At 29.4% G+C, this 1,804-nt stretch carries 2 protein-coding genes and 1 pseudogene; all 3 read left to right on the plus strand.

The window, feature by feature from the left end; translation table 11 throughout:
- Nucleotides 1–532: 532 nt before the first annotated feature.
- A complete protein-coding gene (locus BKH44_RS08580) occupies nt 533–778 on the plus strand; it encodes a hypothetical protein (protein WP_095272420.1) in 246 nt (81 codons plus the stop codon).
- On the plus strand, nt 778–1,338 hold the full coding sequence (locus tag BKH44_RS08585) for an AAA family ATPase (protein WP_095272423.1): 561 nt from the start codon (nt 778–780) through the stop codon (nt 1,336–1,338). The genes BKH44_RS08580 and BKH44_RS08585 overlap by 1 nt, the downstream gene beginning before the upstream one ends.
- A gap of 141 nt (nt 1,339–1,479) precedes the next feature.
- Nucleotides 1,480–1,686: pseudogene (ssb, locus tag BKH44_RS09010) on the plus strand (single-stranded DNA-binding protein); the annotation flags it as partial.
- Nucleotides 1,687–1,804: the final 118 nt, after the last annotated feature.

Genomic DNA, 1,804 nt, shown 5'->3' on the forward strand with positions numbered 1-1,804 from the left:
ATTTTATATTTGAAGAGGGAGGGGATTTGAATTTGATTTGATTGGATTATTTGATTTGAATATCTATTACCCCGTTATACCTACCAAAAAGCATCATTTAATATTTTTTTGCTTGAGATCCTATGTTGTTAATTAAAGGGAGGGGTAAAAAATAAATGTTAGGTAGTATAGAGAATAGTTAAAAACCTATGACTTGATTGAACTTAAGGGCAACGCTTACCATATCATTTGAGTGTATTGTTCTATTTGTTTGGTTAGTTTATCAATATTACAATAATAATTGTTTTGAAAATGGCAAAGATAAGTAAAGAATCAATATAATTATTGAAATCTCAAAAGATTGATTTTTATGTTTTGATGATGTAGATATTCCTTAAATAAATACATCAATACTCCTTAAGAACCAAAGAATAAAGACTATATTGTATAGAATCGCTAGCCATTAATTTACCTGCTACTCAAATCACTCTATATGCTATAATAATCTACATTATCATTGAATATCAAAAAATAAATCATATAGGAATATCAAATGCAAACACTTGATGAAATACTAGAAGCCGTAGAGAGGGTAAACCCGAGATTGGATTTACTTAAAAATGGCTATAACGCTATATATATTGATGAAGCTATATCAAATCAATGTATTTTACACCAACCTGATGGGAAGTGTTATTTTATTCAGTCAAATAGAGAACAAAGAAAAAATGAAATCTTAAGAGAACTCACTGCTGAAGAATACGCCAAAATAGACTTGATCAAAGGCAGAGATTACTGATGGCTCATTTTATCATCATCACAGGGACAAATGGAGTAGGTAAATCCACCTTTGGAGCTAAATTACAAGAGCAATCCAAAATCCCATTCATCAATCTTGATTTATTTTATAAAAATAAATTTGGACAATACCGCCAATACACTCAAGAAGAAATAATAGAAGCTTCAAAAGAACTCAATGCTTTGAGAGAAAATTATTTCAAAAACATTCAAAGCTTTGCTATGGAAAAAATCATTCAAACCCCACAATCCATAGAAAATCTTTTAAATCAAGCTAAAAATCACAACTTCAAAACTTCTCTTTTTTATATTGGCACGAGTGATACCCTCATTACTTCAGAAAAAAGAATCAACAATAGAGTTGCTGAAGGTTTCCACTATGTTGATCCACAAACCATACAAAACAACCTCAAAGATGTCAATGATAGCTTCAAAAATATTTCTTTATTATTTGATAATATTGTCATTTATGACAATTCCAAAAACTACGAAAATGCGAAGCGAATCCTAGATATTAGAGATAAAAAAATCTATATAGCCAAAGAAACCTTCTTTTGGTAAAGAGCTTATAAAAGATACTTTTATTGAAAAAGAATTAGAAAAAACCAATCTACAATCAAATCTAAATATAAAAGATTCTCTTTCACAATCGCATTTCAAAAAATCAAACTCCAAAGCGTTTAAAAGACGATAAAAATCACTCAAGATGGTTCAAGTAAAGAAGAAGTTTGTTTTATAGATGTGAAGCTTTTTGGAAGAGTAGCAGAGGTTGCTAATCAATACCTCAATAAAGGATCAAAAATCCTTATTGAAGGTAGGCTTACTTTAGAAACTTGGGTAGATCAAAATGGAGAAAAGAAAAATAAACATACCATAGTGGCAGAATCTATGCAAATGCTTGATTATAAAAATACCTCAATAAACTCAAAAGAATGTGAGCAAGAAGCACAAATAAAAAAACCTGAAAATATTCTTGAAGGATACAAAGAAGGTAAAGCTATAGATTTATCCCTTACAGAGGAAGAAA

It is taken from the genome of Helicobacter sp. 13S00477-4, from assembly GCF_002272785.1.
Taxonomy (GTDB): Bacteria; Campylobacterota; Campylobacteria; order Campylobacterales; family Helicobacteraceae; genus Helicobacter_J.

Bases quoted from the DNA above. Each gene is read 5' to 3' on its own strand.
- BKH44_RS08580 (WP_095272420.1), top strand. From the start codon at position 533: ATGCAAACACTTGATGAAATACTAGAAGCCGTAGAGAGGGTAAACCCG.
- BKH44_RS08585 (WP_095272423.1), top strand. From the start codon at position 778: ATGGCTCATTTTATCATCATCACAGGGACAAATGGAGTAGGTAAATCC.